General features: G+C 40.0%; 15 protein-coding genes. 14 read left to right on the forward strand and 1 reads right to left on the reverse strand.

Annotation, left to right across the window (positions count from 1 at the left end; all coding sequences use genetic code 11):
- Positions 1-224: 224 nt before the first annotated feature.
- From G602_RS0111510 to G602_RS0111540, 7 genes are all read left to right on the forward strand, one after another.
- Positions 225-1,082 (forward strand): DUF3737 family protein, encoded by an 858-nt coding sequence (locus G602_RS0111510; RefSeq protein WP_026527971.1) that lies wholly within the window; start codon positions 225-227, stop codon positions 1,080-1,082.
- 34 nt (positions 1,083-1,116) lie between these two features.
- On the forward strand, positions 1,117-1,491 hold the full coding sequence (locus tag G602_RS0111515; protein WP_026527972.1) for a MerR family transcriptional regulator: 375 nt from the start codon (positions 1,117-1,119) through the stop codon (positions 1,489-1,491).
- 42 nt (positions 1,492-1,533) lie between these two features.
- Positions 1,534-2,676, forward strand: coding sequence for an aldo/keto reductase (locus G602_RS0111520; protein ID WP_026659131.1), 1,143 nt, complete (start codon positions 1,534-1,536; stop codon positions 2,674-2,676).
- Positions 2,677-2,695: 19 nt separating this feature from the next.
- Positions 2,696-3,787 carry an aldo/keto reductase gene (locus G602_RS0111525; protein WP_026659133.1) on the forward strand — a complete coding sequence of 364 codons (1,092 nt, stop codon included), beginning with the start codon at positions 2,696-2,698 and terminating at the stop codon, positions 3,785-3,787.
- 34 nt (positions 3,788-3,821) lie between these two features.
- Entirely contained in the window at positions 3,822-4,061 is a 240-nt protein-coding gene (locus tag G602_RS26315; RefSeq protein ID WP_196808657.1) for a hypothetical protein, read from the forward strand.
- A gap of 21 nt (positions 4,062-4,082) precedes the next feature.
- On the forward strand, positions 4,083-4,703 hold the full coding sequence (locus G602_RS0111535) for a flavodoxin family protein (RefSeq protein ID WP_026659134.1): 621 nt from the start codon (positions 4,083-4,085) through the stop codon (positions 4,701-4,703).
- A gap of 361 nt (positions 4,704-5,064) precedes the next feature.
- Positions 5,065-5,511: an Hsp20/alpha crystallin family protein gene (locus tag G602_RS0111540; protein WP_022762324.1), complete on the forward strand. Its 447-nt coding sequence runs from the start codon at positions 5,065-5,067 to the stop codon at positions 5,509-5,511.
- Between the two features lie 147 nt (positions 5,512-5,658).
- Here G602_RS0111540 and G602_RS26320 read toward each other — a convergent pair whose 3' ends face one another.
- Positions 5,659-6,567, reverse strand: a complete 909-nt coding sequence (locus G602_RS26320) for a helix-turn-helix transcriptional regulator (RefSeq protein WP_044931928.1) — start codon at positions 6,565-6,567, stop codon at positions 5,659-5,661.
- Positions 6,568-6,742: 175 nt separating this feature from the next.
- On the opposite strand from G602_RS26320, the gene G602_RS0111550 reads away from it, so the two are divergent.
- The 7 genes from G602_RS0111550 (at position 6,743) to G602_RS0111580 (ending at position 15,924) form a co-directional block, all read left to right on the forward strand.
- On the forward strand, positions 6,743-8,470 hold the full coding sequence (locus G602_RS0111550; protein ID WP_026659135.1) for a hypothetical protein: 1,728 nt from the start codon (positions 6,743-6,745) through the stop codon (positions 8,468-8,470).
- Positions 8,471-8,595: 125 nt separating this feature from the next.
- Positions 8,596-9,546 carry an ABC transporter permease gene (locus G602_RS0111555; RefSeq protein WP_026659136.1) on the forward strand — a complete coding sequence of 317 codons (951 nt, stop codon included), beginning with the start codon at positions 8,596-8,598 and terminating at the stop codon, positions 9,544-9,546.
- A gap of 11 nt (positions 9,547-9,557) precedes the next feature.
- The gene (locus G602_RS0111560; RefSeq protein ID WP_026659137.1) at positions 9,558-10,424 is read left to right on the forward strand and encodes a carbohydrate ABC transporter permease; all 867 of its coding nucleotides are present in this window, start codon (positions 9,558-9,560) and stop codon (positions 10,422-10,424) included.
- A gap of 116 nt (positions 10,425-10,540) precedes the next feature.
- Positions 10,541-11,299, forward strand: coding sequence for a rhamnogalacturonan acetylesterase (locus tag G602_RS26325; protein ID WP_044931930.1), 759 nt, complete (start codon positions 10,541-10,543; stop codon positions 11,297-11,299).
- A 51-nt stretch (positions 11,300-11,350) separates the two neighbouring features.
- Positions 11,351-13,135 carry an ABC transporter ATP-binding protein gene (locus G602_RS0111570; RefSeq protein ID WP_044931931.1) on the forward strand — a complete coding sequence of 595 codons (1,785 nt, stop codon included), beginning with the start codon at positions 11,351-11,353 and terminating at the stop codon, positions 13,133-13,135.
- Between the two features lie 52 nt (positions 13,136-13,187).
- Positions 13,188-14,357, forward strand: a complete 1,170-nt coding sequence (locus G602_RS0111575; RefSeq protein WP_026659140.1) for a glycoside hydrolase family 88/105 protein — start codon at positions 13,188-13,190, stop codon at positions 14,355-14,357.
- A complete protein-coding gene (locus G602_RS0111580; RefSeq protein ID WP_026659141.1) occupies positions 14,347-15,924 on the forward strand; it encodes a glycoside hydrolase family 28 protein in 1,578 nt (525 codons plus the stop codon). Before G602_RS0111575 ends, G602_RS0111580 begins: the two co-directional genes overlap by 11 nt.
- Positions 15,925-15,927 lie beyond the last annotated feature (3 nt).

Genomic DNA, 15,927 nt, shown 5'->3' on the forward strand with positions numbered 1-15,927 from the left:
GTAGATTACTTTTACCACGAAGAAGTAAGAGGAACTGCCAATAGTGGAAAGAGAAATGTAATACATAATCCTTGATGGAAGAATAAAGTTTATAATTTTTTAATAAATTTCCTGCTCCAGGCCTATTGACTTAGAGTTAACTCCAGGGTGTAGGATGACCATATCGAGCCCGAGAAAAAGATGAAACTACAGATGATTTTTTTATAGAGAGAAGAGGTAATCTGATGAACGATATGATTATAAAGAACAAAACTTTTGATGAAGAGAGAGCCCTTTATGGGAGCAGAGATATTACAGCGACGGACTGCAAGTTTGATGGTCCTGCAGACGGAGAAAGTGCTTTTAAAGAAAGCAGGAACGTTACTGTGAAGAACAGCTTTTTTAATCTCAGATATCCATTCTGGCATGATGATAAGCTGGTTCTTGATAACATCGAAATGACTGAAAACTGCAGGGCAGCCCTCTGGTATACAAATGATGCAACAATCAGTAATTCCAAAATGCACGGGATTAAAGCATTGCGGGAGTGTTCAAATATTAAAATCGAAAGCAGTGACATTATTTCTCCTGAGTTTGGATGGTCGGTAAAAGACATTGAGATGAAAGATACTACTGTCCAGGGTGAATATTTCATGATGAGATCAGACCGACTTCATTTTGAGAATGTGACGCTTAAGGGTAAATACTCTTTCCAGTATATTACAGATTCTGTTTTTGAGAACTGCAACTTTGATACAAAAGATGCCTTCTGGCATGCAAAAAATGTGGTAGTAAGAAACAGTGTTATAAAGGGTGAATATCTTGCGTGGTATTGTGAGAATGTTACGTTTGAGAACTGCACAATCATTGGTACCCAGCCTCTTTGCTACTGTAAGGGATTAAAACTGATTAACTGCAAAATGGTTGATGCAGACCTTGCTTTTGAGAAATCTGAAGTGGAGGCAACGATTATCTCTCCTGTTGTCAGCATAAAAAATCCTCATTCAGGTTCTATTTCAGTTCCGGAAGTTTCAGAGATCATCATGGATGATGCAAGTGCTTCAGGAAAGATAATTGTTAATGGTATGGAAAAATGTGCCTGATAAATAGGAATCCCAATTATAGGAGATAAAGACCATGACAATCAAGGAAGTTTGTGAGATGTACAATCTGACCCCAGATACGCTGCGTTATTATGAGCGCGTAGGCGTCATCCCTGAGGTAACAAGAACAGCCGGAGGCATAAGAGATTATCAGGAAGAAGATATCGGATGGGTTGAAAATGCTGTGTGTATGCGTGACGCCGGAGTTCCTGTCGAAATGCTGATCGAATATGTGAAGCTTTTTCGGGAAGGCGATTCCACCATTGATGCCAGGACAAATCTGCTGAAGGAAGCTAGGGAGCAGATCCTTGAGGCTAAGAAGAAATATGATGTTGCCCTGGAGAAGCTGGATTATAAGATTGGTAGATATGAAGTGGCACAGAAAACAGGTAAGTTCACGTGGGAGTAAATGAGTAATTATCAGAAATGTAGGGGGTTATGACTTATGGCAATGGTTTACAGAGATTTTCAGGGTATCAGTCTTTCAGGGCTTGGATTCGGGGCTATGAGGCTTCCGGTTGTAAACGGTAACGATGCGGAGATAAATCGTGATGAGGCCAAAAAGATGGTTGATAGAGCAATGACAGCTGGAATCAACTATTACGATACAGCATTCGGATATCATGACGGTAACTCTGAGATAGTGATGGGTGAGATACTTTCAGGATACCCAAGGGACAGCTATTATATCGCAACAAAGTTTCCGGGGTATGACCTTTCAAATATGCCAAAGGTTAAAGAGATATTTGAAAAGCAGCTTGAAAAGACCGGGATGGAGTATTTTGATTTCTATCTTTTCCATAATGTGTGTGAGATGAACATCAATCAGTATCTTGATCCGAAGTACGGGATCTTTGATTATCTTATGGAGCAGAAGAAAAATGGCAGGATAAAGCATCTTGGATTTTCATGCCATGGAGAGTATGAAGTCCTTAAGAGATTCCTGGATGCATACGGTGAGCATATGGAATTCTGCCAGCTTCAGCTTAATTACCTTGACTGGAAGTTCCAGAAGGCTGAGGAAAAGGTTAAACTCCTTAATGATATGAATATACCAGTTTGGGTAATGGAGCCACTTCGGGGCGGCAAACTTGCAAAGCTTGATCCACTGTCAGAAGAAGAATTAAAAGCTCTCAGGCCTGACGAGGAAATCCCGGCATGGGCTTTCAGATTTTTGCAGTCAGTAAAAGGCGTAACGATGGTTCTTTCAGGGATGTCATCAATAGAGCAGCTTGAGGATAACCTTAAGACTTATTCTGAAGATAAGCCTCTTAATGAAAAAGAGATGGAAGGACTGATGAAGATAGTGGACAGGATGATGTCCACAAAATCTGTTCCATGCACAGCATGCCATTACTGCGTTAGTCACTGCCCACAGGGACTTGATATACCCTATCTTATCTCTTTATACAACGAACATCTCTATACAGCAGCTGCCGGAGGAATGACGTTCATAGCCCCCATGGCGCTTGCAGCAATGGATGAATCCAAGAAGCCGGTATCCTGTCTGCACTGTCATAGCTGCGAGAAGGTATGCCCACAGCAGATAAAGATTTCAGATATGATGTCTGATTTTGTTGAAAAGATTGGATAAATAGTACTGGAGATTTTTTATGAGATACAGGGTAAATAAAAGAACCGGAGATAAGGTCAGTGAGATAGGATTTGGCTCTGCATATATTTATGAAGCGGGAACCAAAGCTGCGGTTGAAGCAATCAGACGTGCCTATGATGGTGGTATCAACTACTTCGATATGGCCGCAGGAGATGGCAGTGCATTTCCCATGTATGGAGAGGCTTTGTCTGATGTGAGGAATAATATCTTTTACCAGATCCATTTTGGGGCGGATTATTCAAGAGGGACTTACGGGTGGTCACTTGATCTGGACACGGTTAAGAGATCACTGGATAAGCAGCTCCATGACCTTAGGACTGACTATATTGATTATGGATTTATTCACTGTCAGGACGAAGATTCTGATTGGGAAACTTATCAGCGGAACGGTGTATATGATTATCTTCTGAAAATGAAGGAAGAGGGAGTGGTAAAACATACAGGCCTTTCATCCCACACGCCATCAGTGATACAGAGGATTATGAATGAAGCTGAAATCGATATGCTCATGTTTTCTGTTAATCCGGAGTATGACTATGGTCGGGGCGATTATGCTCATGGCGGTGTTGACGAAAGATCGGAAATATACAAGAGATGTGAGAAGGAAGGGGTTGGAATTTCAGTAATGAAGCCATTCTCAGGAGGCCAGCTCCTTGATGCAAAGAGGTCGCCTTTCGGACAGGCACTCACACCTTTTCAATGCATAAAATATGCGCTTGATAAGCCCGGAGTACTCACAGTGCTCCCGGGAGCGCAGAGTGTAGCAGAGGTTGACGAACTATTGTCTTACTACGACAAGACAGATGAAGAGCTTGATTACTCAGTAATAGGTTCCTTTGCACCACCGCAGGCAAATGGTAAGTGTGTGTACTGTAATCATTGCAAACCGTGCCCCATGGGCATAGATATAGGCCTTGTGAACAAATATTATGATCTGGCAAAGGTGGGAGATACGCTTGCAAAAGAACATTATAGTACCTTGGAAAAGAAGGCATCAGATTGCATTTCCTGTGGCCACTGTGACGACAGATGTCCATTTGGCGTAAAGCAAAGCGAGAGAATGACAGAAATAAAGTCATTCATGGAATAACAAGAGGAGGATTTAAAATGAGCAGAGTGAATTTGTGGATGCCCCGCTTATAGATGAACTACCAATGGCTTTAGAGTGCAGAGTAAAAAGCTTTGAGGATGGTATTCTGATCGGTGAGATTGTAAACGTATCCGCTGATGAAAGCGTAGTTACGAACGGAAATGTAGATCCAAAGAAGCTTAAGCCAATTACCTTTGATCCGTGTAACAATACGTATGTTGCCCTTGGTGATGTTGTGGGTAATGCTTTTAAGGATGGAATGTCACTTAAATAAGACGGAAGGAGAATTCTTGTAGTGAAGGTATTGATAATCAATGGAAGCCCAAGAGTGGGTGGTAATACTTCAATAGCAGTGGACGAAATGGCTAAAACATTTACTGAGGAAGGTATTGAAGCGGAAATTGTTCAGGTCGGTAACAAAGATATCCGCGGATGTATCGCCTGTGGAAGCTGCATGGAGAAGGGAAAATGTGTATTTGATGATGTAGTAAACGAGCTTGCACCTAAGTTTGAGGAGGCAGATGGACTAGTAGTTGATTCACCTGTTTATTACGCATCTGCCAATGCAACACTTATAGCATGCTTGGACAGACTTTTCTATAGTACGCATTTTGACAAAAGCATGAAGGTTGGCGCAAGTGTGGTAGTATGCCGAAGAGGCGGCGCGTCAGCTACTTTCGATGAATTAAACAAGTACTTCACCATCTGTAATATGCCTATCGCATCCAGCCAGTATTGGAATAGTGTTCATGGAAGGGAAAAGGGACAGGCTGAAAAAGACCTTGAAGGCCTTCAGACAATGAGAGTTCTTGCCAGAAACATGTCCTTCCTAATGAAGAGCATAGCTCTAGGAAAAGAAAAATATGGCATGCCAAAATCGGAAGAACACTTGTGGACACATTTTATCAGTGAATGATTTAATACTCTTTTTGTCGATGCTAATCAAAGTTAGACCTTAATGATGGGAGCATAGTTACTCTATTTAAAGGACCTCAGCAGTTTTTCGATATTTATTGGAAATGATATAAAAAATCCTATAAAAAAATTAGCACTCTACTTGACAGAGTGCTAATTTGGTGTTATACCATATATAGAACAAAGGAACAGAGAAGACCATAAGGACTTGGGTTCCCTAGATCTGAAGAGTGGAATCGCCCCCTCCCGGTGGTCGGCGGCATATCGGTCGCCACATTGGAATCAGCTTCGCTGATGGTGGCTCCCTCCCTCCGTCCCAATGCTCAAAAATAAATGTTTTTGATGCAAAGGAGGAAAAAACTATGTTAGCACCTAGTATTTTTGAAGAAAATCTTTTTGACAATCTGTTCAATTTCCCGGATTTCAGAGAACTGAACAACATGGAGCGGAAGCTCTACGGACGTCACGCCGACAGGCTGATGAAGACTGATGTTAAGGAAGAGGATAACCAGTATGAAGTTAGTGTTGATCTTCCTGGTTTTGCCAAAGAGGATATTAACCTTGAACTGAATGACGGATACCTTACAATCAGTGCTTCAAAAAACATGAACAATGACAAGAATGATAAGAAAGGACGTCTGATCAGGCAGGAGCGATACAGTGGCTCGATGCAGAGAAGCTTCTATGTAGGCGACCAGATCACAGAAGAGGACGTAAAGGCAGCCTTCCATCACGGAGTTCTGACACTTACCATTCCTAAGAAAGAACAGGAAAAGCTTCCTGAAAAGAAACATATCATGATAGCTTAAGAGCCAATAGGCTCCACATAATAAGAAAACTCCTAGAAGGCATCCCGAGACCAATCACCTCGGGATGTTTTTTGTAGTATGATTTTCACGACAAATCAGAGCAAGAAATGTCGGGTAAGCTCTCGTATGATATAGTTAAACGAATTTTTACTTATACCTGCCCTCTTTGTTTTTTTGAGCTTCCGATGTATTTAATTTTGCGGTTTTAGCCAACTCCCTTGGTGATATTCCATATTCCTTTTTAAATGCGCGATAAAAATTTGAATAATCCTCAAAGCCATAATTATTGCAGGCTTCAGACATTGATTCACCGCTTAAAATTGCGTCGTGACATAGCTGAAGCCTTTTTTTTGCAACATATTTATGTAGTGAGATGCCAATGTTGTCTTTAAAAACATGTGAAATATAGAACTTACTCAAAAAGAAATGATTGGCAATGCTGTCCAAAGATAAGTCCTCGTCTATATTTCTTTCGATATATTCGCATATATTCTGATACAGAACATCCTGAGTTATTTTTTTGTTGTTAAATTGTTCATACGCAAGTCTGTTAACAGTAAGTATAAGTTCACAAACGCTGAGCTTTAGCTGACATTCTCTTCCAAAACGGGCACTCTTATTTTCCTCAATTATGTAAAAAAGTTTTGAAAGGATAGAATTAAAAGTAATTCTGTCAGTGTGAATGACATGTCTTGATTCTGTCAGCGCCATATTTACGGCATATGCATATTCCTGTCCCAGATGCTTCATTTCGGAAAAAGCTGATTTGCTGATCCATAAATCAAAACGCCTGTAGGGTATGTCAAAATCATGGACGAAAATTCCATGTGTAACAGAAGGCGGCACAATCAGAATATCTCCGTAGCTCAGCATATAGTGCTCTTGTTGTACCTGAGCTTCTGCATGTCCCTCTAGGAAAAAATAAAATTCATAATATTTATGCCTATGAAGACCGGTTCGGACCGTTGGCTTAGTGTCGTGATAATAATATAGTTCGAAATCAAGCGATTCCATATACTGTCTGTCGTCATACTGGCTGGTTAAATTCTTTTTCATATCCGATATTCTATACCATAATAGCAATAATTGCAAAAAGATTCATAAACAGCAATAAATGCAATATTATAAACAAGTTATGAATTTTTTTTGCAACAATGCTTTTATATAATACGTTATAGCAACAGGTGATAAACACACCTGATTCAAGAAGGAAGGGTATAGGAGGACAAAAATGAAAAATAAGTTACTTTCAATTCTGCTTTCGACATCTATGGTGGTGTCACTGGCAGCTTGTGGAAGCTCAAATCAGGGGGCAGAAACAGCAACAAGTGATGCTGCAGAATCAACAGAGGCTGCGGATTCAGCAAAAAGTGATGAGTCTGGGGAGACTGCGTCTGAAGAAACTGCTGAATCTAATGAGACAGCATCTGAAGAAACTGCTGAATCTAATGAGACAGCATCAGATTATGAACTTACAGATCTGTACATAACAGTAGACGGAACACTTACTGCAAATGTTGACAATGGACAGGATGCATTTGTAGAGCAGTGGGAGAAGGCTGTATCAGAGAAACTTGGACATGATATCAAGCTTCACATCAACCAGCCTGAGCATTCCGGATATAAGGACAATGTTGCTCAGCTTCTTACAACAGGTCAGCCCGGTGATGGACAGTATCCTGATGCTATGATAATGTCCGCTACAATGCTTAAGCAGTATCAGACTACAGGAATTCTTTGGAACCTTGCAGATGCATATGACAATGCTGATTTCCAGTCAAGGATTACACTGCCGCTTGTAAATGAGAATCTTAAGCTTGAAAACGGTGAGCAGTATGGATTTGCTCCTACATACGGCAATGGTTGTGTGACATATGTTAAGCAGTCATGGCTTGATGAAGCAGGAATAACAGCTGACAGCATTAAGACATTTGATGATTATTACAATATGCTAAAGGCATTTACAAAGGATGGCAGAACAGGTGTCATTGCCGCAGGCTTTGCAAAGCTTGACGAAGCACCTTATATCAATTATTTACCTGAGTTCTGGCAGGGAGCTTATCCTGCTATCTACGAAAAGGATGGCCAGTGGGTCGATGGATTCCAGGAACAGGCTACTATCGATGCGCTTGAGAGACTTGCACAGGGTTATGCTGATGGCGTAATTGATACAGATACAGAGGAAGCATCAACAAAGACAGCTCGTGAAAAGTGGTTCTCAAATGATCAGAGTACTTCAGAAGGTGTGTTCACATATTGGGCAGGAACATGGCTCAGAACACTTACAGATAATCTTGATAAGAATGATGTAGATACTGATCTTGGAGATGATAAACTTGTGCAGCTTACTCCTATCCAGGAAATTAAAGATACCTGGGGTGGCTACCTTAACCGTGAAGCACCTGTTTGGGTAATTACAGATGATGGCGATGGTGATAATTCACGTGAGCAAGCTATATTTGATGCACTTCTCGAGACCATGCTTGATGGAGATACCGTACAGACACTTTGGACTTATGGTGCAGAAGGTGTTCACTGGTCAACAGAGGCTGAGTCTTTCACAACAAATCCGGATGATCCTGAGAAGAAGACTGACTATGAGTATGCTGATGGTGAGTTCCACCTTAAGCAGTCACCGAATGACCCTAACACTTTATGGAAGAAGAACCATCTTGATCCGGTTCTTGTTATTGCACCTCTTACAAACGGATATGCTGATACCGATCCTCTAGTAGAGAAAGGAAATACATTCTTTACAGAGAACTGTGTAGACGCTCCTGCAGCTCCGTCATCAGAGGCTCTTACAGAGATCGAGGCAGATCTTGCTACAGATAAGACAACACTTGTTAACGAAGTTGTTGCAGGCAAAAAGACAGCAGCAGATGCTATTGCAGAGTATCAGAGTAAATGGGGTGATACAGTAAGCAGCATCCTTGATGAACTTAACGCAGCAGAATAATTATTGCTTTACCATTGGTTACTATTTTTTATATTCAAAATTATATGGGCATCCCACATGGATGCCCATATATCAACTAATGAGTAGGTTTACAACTCGTTAAAAACTATTTATGAGGTATTTTCATGGGCAAGACACAAAAGGTTACATCAACAGGACAGGTTATAAATAAGAAACCGTTAAAAACCAGAATATGGAATAATAGGGGATTTTACCTTATGTTCCTTCCGATTTTTATCTATGTGCTGATAGTTTACTATTGGCCTATGCTTGGAATTCGTTATTCGTTTTATGATTACACACTTAAGAAAATTGAATTCGTTGGCTTAAAACATTTTTCAAAAATGTTTTCAGATGTTGAATTCTGGAGAGCCTTTACTAATACGCTGAAACTATCTATTACAAAGCTTTTGATAACAACACTTACAGCCGTAATCGTGTCGGTATTTATCAATGAGATGACAAATCTGTTTGCAAAAAAAGTTTTACAGACAGTTATTTATCTTCCTCATTTTATGTCATGGACAGTTACAGCTGCTGTATTTACGCTTTTTCTTTCCACTTCATCGACAGGATTTATTAATGAGACTTTGAAAAGCTGGGGGTGGATTAGCCAAAGCATAGACTTTATGCATGAAACGAAGCTGTGGCCGATAGTGTATTATCTGGTAAATATATGGAAAGAGACAGGATGGGGAACAGTTATATTCCTGGCGACTCTTGCAGGAATAAATCCGGAAATATACGAAGCAGCTGACATCGATGGTGCAACGAGACTTCAGAAAATATGGTTTGTGACAGTACCTGAACTTGCAAACACAATAATAATTGTTCTTATTCTTAATCTTGCAAAGGTTCTGAATCTGTTTGAATCAGTTTTTGTAATGTATAACAACCGTGTTTTTGAAACATCTGATGTAATATCTACATATATTTACAGAAAGACTTTCCTTACAGCAATACCCAATTATGGATATACAACTGCAGTAGGTTTGTTTAAGTCACTTGTAGGATGTTTTCTGGTAGTTTTGTGCAACTGGGCAAGTAAAAAAATCCGCGGACGCGGAATCATCTGAGGAGGAATACAATGGCAAAGGCTAAAGAATATGCGGTTGGTCGTAAGAGAAAGACGGGCCTCTTCGATGTAATTAATTATGTTGTTTTTATACTTATAGGACTTATAGTTCTCGTACCTATATGGAAGGTTGTTGCTGACTCATTTAATGCGGTTGGGGTATATAAATTTCAGCTGTGGCCCAATCAGCCCACTCTGGATGGATATCGTACTATTTTGCATACTGCAAAGTTGTATACACCATTTGTAAATTCAGTAATAACTACTATTCTCGGAACTCTTCTGGGACTGATATTATCTACCCTTGGAGGTTATGTGCTTGCACAGTATGACCTTCCGGGAAGAGATCTTTTGGCATATTTTCTTTTGTTTACCATGATATTTTCAGGCGGTATGATACCTGAATACCTGGTTATGAAGAAACTGCATCTGGTTAACAGCATGTGGATTTTGGTTGTTAAGCATGGAATGAATGTTTACAACCTGGTGCTTATGAGAAACTTCTTTGAAGGAATTCCGGGATCATTGTTTGAGGCTGCAAAAATTGATGGATGCACACCAATGGGGATTTTCTTTAAAATAGTGCTTCCTCTTTCAAAGGCTGCGCTTGCATCCATAGGTCTTATGTTTGCTGTAACAGTTTGGAATGATTATTCAACAGTTCAGATTTATATTACGAATCGTGATCAGGTTAATTTCCAGTATATTCTGAGAGTTATGGTCATGGACGGAGATACGCCAACAACTTCATATAATGTTTCGCAGAACACTTTGTATTATTCAGCGATTGTTTGTGCGATTCTTCCATTTATGGCACTTTATCCGTTCCTGCAAAAATACTTTGTAAAGGGTGTAAATATCGGAGCGGTAAAAGAGTAAGAAATATATTTATAGAGCCGAAGCTTCGAAACATGAGCTTCGGCTTATATCTTAAGATGATGACAGGCAGGATATAAAAACTACTGACTTACTTAAGGGATGTCTCTGGAGGAGAAATGAGAATAATATTTTGGGCAGGAGATTCCACAAATACCTGCAATAAGGCAAATAAATATCCACAAACAGGTATAGCTCAGGCTTTTGACAGATATACCCGCCCCGATGTGGTCATATATGATCATGCTATTAATGGCAGAAGCACTAAAAGTTTTATTGACCAGGGAAGACTTGCGACAATAAACGATGAGATAAAAGAAGGAGATTTCCTTTTCATTCAGTTCGGACACAATGACGAGAAAAAAACTGATTTTAGCAGGTATACCGATCCGAAAGGATCTTTTGTTGATAATCTGGGAAAATTCGTGAATGTAGCCAGAAACAGAGGTGCAATACCGCTTTTTATAACACCTTTGGAGCGCAGAAGCTTTGAAGATGATCATGTACATCTTAGAAAATCAGATCATGAACCTTATGTTGAAGGATATTATATTGCTTCAGAAAAATACAATGTACCAATAATAGATCTGTATAAAGTAAGCAGAGAATTTATTGAAAAAACGGGAGATGAACCTACAAAAAAGTACTTTATGCACGTAAAACCGGGAGAGGTATTCTGGCTCCCGGATGGTTTGTCTACAGATAATACTCATTTAAGGTATGAAGGTGCTATGAAGTTTGGGGAACTTCTGGCAGGTGAGATTATAAAGGCAGGCGAGCCCTATGCGTCACTCATTGATGAAACAGTACTGGCGGAGCTTAAAATGGTTCACGATTCCAATCTGATGGACGAGGGTGTGGCAGATGAGTATAAGTGAGAAATGCACTAATCCAATTATATTTGTAAATCAGTAAGAAGGATAACAGCGATGCAATTGACACAAGATAGTGATTCAAACAGATTTGAGGAAAGGTACAGAAAATATAAGGACAAGCCGCTTGTAGCTCTAATATCTTTTTACAGTGGATATTATCATAACTTTGTTTTATCAGTATTTTTTTATACTATAAAACATTCACCTGTGTGGATAATGCCTATAGTTACAGCAAATATCATCAATTATGTAACAAGGGGAGCAGAAGATGCAGGCAGACTGATTATATTTAATGCATCGATTGTTGCAATATTGCTGATACTTAACATCCCTATGAATTATCTACATATGCATTTCAGGGCATCAGCAGTCAGAAAAGTTGAGGCCGGACTTAGAAGTGCACTTGTTCACAAAGTGCAGACGATGTCTATCCTGTCAGAAAAGGACATTCAGTCAGGACGTATACAGTCAAAAATAATACGTGATGTTGAGGCGATTGAGACACTATCAGATCAGATTTTTGTTAACTTCATGAATATCATCATCAATGTGGTGGTGGCACTTACAGTAACAGTATCAAAAAGCAGGGTTGTATTCATCTTTTTCCTATTGATGGTACCTATGGCGGCGATACTTGTATATATTTTCAAAAAACCGATAAAGGTTCATAACCAGCGTTTTAGAAAAGAAGTGGAGGCAACATCTGCAAAGGTATCAGAAATGATTGAACTGGTGCCTGTAACAAGAGCTCATGCACTTGAAGAAGATGAAATAAGCAGAATGGATGAACAAATGTATCAGATAGCAGCAGAAGGCTATCAGCTTGATATGGTTCAGACCAATTTTGGTGCGGTGAGCTGGGCTTTTTTTCAGATGTTTCAGGTAATATGCCTGGTATTCACATCTTTTCTTGCTCTGAGTGGCAAAATTCCTGCAGGTGACGTTGTTCTTTATCAAAGCTATTTTACAACTATAGTCGGGCAGGTGACGAGCATGCTGAATCTGTTGCCTACCATTTCAAAAGGGCTTGAGTCAGTAAGTAGTGTAGGTGAGATCTTGTCAGTTGAGGATATTGAAGATAACGAGGGAAAGATATCGATTGATGATTTAAAGGGCAATTACAGGTTTAGCCACGTCAGATATGCATATCCGGGTGATGAAAAAAATGTAATAAACGATTTGGATTTCGAGGTACACCGGGGAGAAACAGTAGCATTTGTTGGAGAATCAGGAGGAGGTAAATCCACAATTCTCAATTTGATAATCGGCTTTATGATGCCGGTGGATGGGATGATATATGTGGATGGAATTCCGTTAAATGAGATTAATCTTAGAAGCTACAGGAGATTCCTGGCTGTAGTACCACAGAATACAGCGCTGTTTTCAGGATCTATCAGAGACAATATCCTCTATGGAACAACTGATGTATCCGAGGAGGTTTTAGATCGGGTCATAAAGGAATCAGGGTTACAGGAAGTGATAAAAAAGCTTCCGAATGGCATGGATACATTTGTGGGAGAACATGGTGACAGACTCTCGGGTGGCCAGAAACAAAGAATATCAATTGCAAGAGCGCTTATACGTGATCCCAAAGTCATCATTCTGGATGAGGCAACTTCCGCTCTTGATGCAATTTCCGAACGGGAGGTTTCCGGTGCACTTGATAATATGTCTGATTCAAGGACTACATTTATCGTAGCTCATAAACTGGCAACCATCAGAAAAGCAGACGAGATAATTGTTATAAAGAATGGCAGGGTTGTAGAAAAAGGCACCTATGAAGAACTATTGAATAACAAGGGATATTTTTATTATATGGGTGAACAATTTGAGAACTGACAAGTATTACGCTATTTCCATGATGAGATACTGACGGAGGTGTTTGGGAAATATGACTAAAGCAGAAACAAAAGAACTTCTCAAAGAATATGTACTGTATCTGATGGAAAATTCCGATGCGGAACATCCTATGTGGAATATTGAGAAGGTCAGAAGCGGGAAACAGAATAAATGGAATTATATAGACGGGTGCATGATCACAGCGCTTCTAAGGCTATATTCAATAACGGGTGAGCGAAAGTTCCTGGATTTTGCAGATGATTTTGTCTCATTTTATGTAAATGAGGATGGAACAATAAATACCTATGAGGTAGGAGAATATAATCTGGATAATATAAGGCCTGCCTGCAACTTGTTCGCGCTATATGATCTGACCGGCAGGGAAAAATACAGAAAGGCTATGGATACAGTAAGAAGTCAGCTTGATACCATGCCAAGAACGAAGGAAGGCAATTTTTGGCATAAGCAGATTTATCCGAACCAGGTATGGCTTGATGGCTTATATATGGCACAGCCTTTTTATATGGAATATGAAAGAAGATATCGCAAGATGAACGGATGTCTTGATTCCTTCAGGCAGTTTGAGAATGTCAGAAGATTTATGCGAGATGAAAAGACAGGTCTGTATTATCACGGATATGACGAGTCAAGACAGATGTATTGGGCAGATAAAAATACGGGATGTAGCCCGAATTTCTGGCTAAGAGCGACAGGGTGGTTTATGGCTGCTCTTGTGGATACTGCAGAAGCAATGGGAGAGCAGACATATTACGAATACAGAACGCTTCAGGATATGTTAAAAAATCTGGCAGACAGTCTACTCAATTACCTTGATCCGGAATCAAAAATGTTTTACCAGGTAATAGACAAAAAGGGAGCTGCGGGCAATTATTTGGAGACCTCAGGGTCAGCCCTTATTTCTTATGCTTTGGCAAAAGGAGTGAGGTTATCTTATTTACCAAAAAGATATGCCCAAATTTCAGAAGAAATATTCTATGGAATAACAGAAAAATATCTGTCCAAAAACGAGGATGGTCTGCCAAGACTTGGAGGAATATGCCTTGTGGCAGGACTTGGTGGAAAAGATCACAGGGATGGTTCACTTTCGTACTATTTTGGCGAGCCTGTTGTAGAAAACGATGCGAAAGGAACTGCCCCGCTCCTGATGGCATATACAGAGCTTCTCAGTCTGGAACAACGAGGTGTGTTAAATGAAATTTGAAGTTATTGATACAGAGCCCAGAAATATTACGGTGGAACTTGATAATACTGAATGTTTTATGCCTGCAGAAGCAGTAAAAGTTATGGTTAATGATATTGAATACCATGCAGAGAACAGGAACGTATTTAGCATCGGTGGACTTGAACCTGATAAGGAATATGAGGTTTCAATCATTGATCATGAAGGGATATGTGAAAGAAAAGTCATAAAAACATCTTATGAATCTGTTTTGCTGGATGTAAGTGAATTCGGGGCAGTCGGAGATGGAAAAAATGATGACACGGCATATATTCAGGCCGCAATAAGTTCATGCCCATCGGATGGAACGGTATACCTGGGAAAAGGAACATTTTTATCGGGACCATTGTTTCTTAAAAGCGGCGTTCATATATGGATTGATAAAGGAGCGACTCTTTTAGGCAAAACCGATAGACAAAGTTACCCTATTCTGCCCGGAATGACACTATATACGGATGAAACTGCGGAATTTAACCTTGGTACCTGGGAAGGCAATCCTTTATCGTGTTTTGCCGCACTGATAACAGGTATTAATGTACATGATGTGAAGATATTCGGAGAGGGGACGATTGACGGTAATGCACAAAGGGGAGATTGGTGGATAAACCCAAAAGAAAAGGCTGGGGCATGGAGACCGAGACTGATATTCCTTAAGGAATGCAGTAACGTTACCGTGCAGGGGATAACTGTTCAGAATTCACCATCCTGGACAATCCATCCTTATTATTCGGAAGCAATAAATCTGATCGGTTTGAGTATTAAAAATCCGGACAATTCGCCAAATACTGATGGAATTGACCCTGAGAGCTGCAGTGATGTGAACATTATAGGAACTACAATATCTGTTGGGGATGATTGCATAGCAATTAAGTCAGGAAAATATTACATGGCTCTTAGGCACTACAAGAATACATCAAATATAACTGTCAGGAATTGCAGGCTTAACAGAGGGCATGGAAGTGTCACAGTAGGAAGCGAATGTGCAGGTGGAGTAAATGGCGTAAAGGTGACCAGATGTCTGTTTGATTCCACTGACAGAGGACTCAGAATTAAGACAAGAAGAGGAAGGGGTGAAAAGTCAATTCTTCAAAATATTCTGTTTGAGAATATAAAAATGGAGAATGTAAGAATGCCGTTTACCATCAATATGTTTTATTTTTGTGATCCGGACGGACACAGCGAATACTGTCAAAGTAAAGAGTTCATGGAAGTCAATGAAATGACTCCGTCAATAAAAGATATTACTGCGAGAAATATCGAATGTGCGGGAGTTGACGTGTGCCTGATCACGGTATATGGACTTCCGGAATCTAAAGTTGAAGAGGTAACGCTTGAGAACATTAAGGCAATCTACATGGATGAAAAGGACAGAGCTCCCGAAGTCCCTGTCATGATGGATGGCATTGACAAGATGAGCGGGAGAGGAATATTTGTCAGAAACACAAAGAAACTTGTCATTAGGGATGTGGAAGTAACAGGTACGGTGGACTCGGAGCCGGATATCAGCGAAACAGATATATGTGACATAGAAAATGTAAAGTTAGGATAAAAA

The organism is Butyrivibrio sp. AC2005 (assembly GCF_000424145.1).
Taxonomy (GTDB): Bacteria; Bacillota; Clostridia; order Lachnospirales; family Lachnospiraceae; genus Butyrivibrio.

Coding starts and splice junctions, on each gene's coding strand:
- G602_RS0111520 (WP_026659131.1), top strand. CDS start 1,534: ATGGTTTACAGAGATTTTCAGGGTATCAGTCTTTCAGGGCTTGGATTC.
- G602_RS0111575 (WP_026659140.1), top strand. CDS start 13,188: ATGACTAAAGCAGAAACAAAAGAACTTCTCAAAGAATATGTACTGTAT.
- G602_RS26325 (WP_044931930.1), top strand. CDS start 10,541: ATGAGAATAATATTTTGGGCAGGAGATTCCACAAATACCTGCAATAAG.
- G602_RS0111540 (WP_022762324.1), top strand. CDS start 5,065: ATGTTAGCACCTAGTATTTTTGAAGAAAATCTTTTTGACAATCTGTTC.
- G602_RS0111570 (WP_044931931.1), top strand. CDS start 11,351: ATGCAATTGACACAAGATAGTGATTCAAACAGATTTGAGGAAAGGTAC.
- G602_RS0111510 (WP_026527971.1), top strand. CDS start 225: ATGAACGATATGATTATAAAGAACAAAACTTTTGATGAAGAGAGAGCC.
- G602_RS0111515 (WP_026527972.1), top strand. CDS start 1,117: ATGACAATCAAGGAAGTTTGTGAGATGTACAATCTGACCCCAGATACG.
- G602_RS0111550 (WP_026659135.1), top strand. CDS start 6,743: ATGAAAAATAAGTTACTTTCAATTCTGCTTTCGACATCTATGGTGGTG.
- G602_RS0111560 (WP_026659137.1), top strand. CDS start 9,558: ATGGCAAAGGCTAAAGAATATGCGGTTGGTCGTAAGAGAAAGACGGGC.
- G602_RS0111555 (WP_026659136.1), top strand. CDS start 8,596: ATGGGCAAGACACAAAAGGTTACATCAACAGGACAGGTTATAAATAAG.
- G602_RS0111525 (WP_026659133.1), top strand. CDS start 2,696: ATGAGATACAGGGTAAATAAAAGAACCGGAGATAAGGTCAGTGAGATA.
- G602_RS0111580 (WP_026659141.1), top strand. CDS start 14,347: ATGAAATTTGAAGTTATTGATACAGAGCCCAGAAATATTACGGTGGAA.
- G602_RS26320 (WP_044931928.1), bottom strand. CDS start 6,567: ATGAAAAAGAATTTAACCAGCCAGTATGACGACAGACAGTATATGGAA.